This window comes from Streptomyces sp. Edi4, assembly GCF_040253615.1.
GTDB lineage: Bacteria > Actinomycetota > Actinomycetes > Streptomycetales > Streptomycetaceae > Streptomyces.
This window is the reverse complement of sequence record NZ_JBEJGY010000007.1, coordinates 1-1,027: the sequence shown is the minus strand read 5'-3', so window position 1 is coordinate 1,027 and position 1,027 is coordinate 1. Positions and strand designations below refer to the sequence as shown.

Here is a 1,027-nt window from a genome sequence, read left to right as displayed (position 1 = left end):
GGGGTTCCCCTATCGGGGAACCCCGGCATAGCCGGGCAAAAGCCACAAAGCAAAAGACGTGCGCGGCACGTCCGCACGGGGGAGTTTGGCCATGGCCTGGGTGACGAAGATCGTGGCCGACGAGCAGGTCGAGTACCGCCTCAAGAAGCAGGCCGGATGCTCCGTCGTCGCCACGGACGGCACGGACACCGTCGTACTCGACGACGCCGCTGACCCGGCGCTCAGTTACCGTCTGCGATCCGAAGGCGGGGCCGAACTCGTCTGGATGGGCAGCGGACTGGCGACCCTCGGACTCACGGAGGGTGCCGTGCTCGACGAGGACGGCAAGGCCGCGGCCCGCCTCATCATGAGCGGCTGCGACCCGCGCACCGGCGCCCGGCTCATCAAGGGCCACACCTCCATGCGCGCGCACGAGAAGGCGCAACTCACTACCGCCCGCGCCGTCGAGGCGATCGTGAAGGCCGCCGCGGACAAGGGCGTCGAGCCTGCCGAGCTGTTCGACGGCAAGCCGAAGCAGCTCCGGGTGTTCGAGGCGCAGCAGCGGAAGGTCTCCAAGGGAGGTGAGCGCGAACGGCTCCAGGTCGTCACGCTCCACAAGCTGGTGCGCGCCGCCGGCCTTGCCCTCGACGACATCTACGGCGCCGAGGAACTGGCGACTGCGTGGGAACACAAGGACCTGCGCGTCGACAGCCGACAGCGCGGCTGGGACGTCGTCCTCGACCTGCCGAAGTCCGACAGCGTGCTGCAAGGGCTGCTCCCCCTGCTCAGCGAGCGCGAGTACCGCGACCTGATCCACCAGGCCAAGGAAGACACCTTCCGGCAGGTGGAACGCTGGGCCGGATACGCGGTCGGCAGCCAGGACGCAGAGCCGGTGCGCATCGCCACCGGGGGCCTGATGGCGTGGTCGGTTGAGCACCAGAGCTCCCGTCCGGTGAAGGCGGGGGAGCCCGGCGACCCGCATCTGCACGTACACGTCTCCCTCGCCAACATGGCGCTGTGCGAGGACGGGCAATGGCGCTCGATCGCG

Annotated in this window: 1 protein-coding gene; it reads left to right on the top strand. The window is 69.3% G+C overall.

All coding sequences use genetic code 11. The features are described 5' to 3' along the window. Nucleotides 1-91: 91 nt before the first annotated feature. The coding region (locus ABR738_RS37660; protein WP_350235031.1) for a relaxase domain-containing protein at nt 92-1,027 on the top strand (936 nt) is incomplete at its 3' end.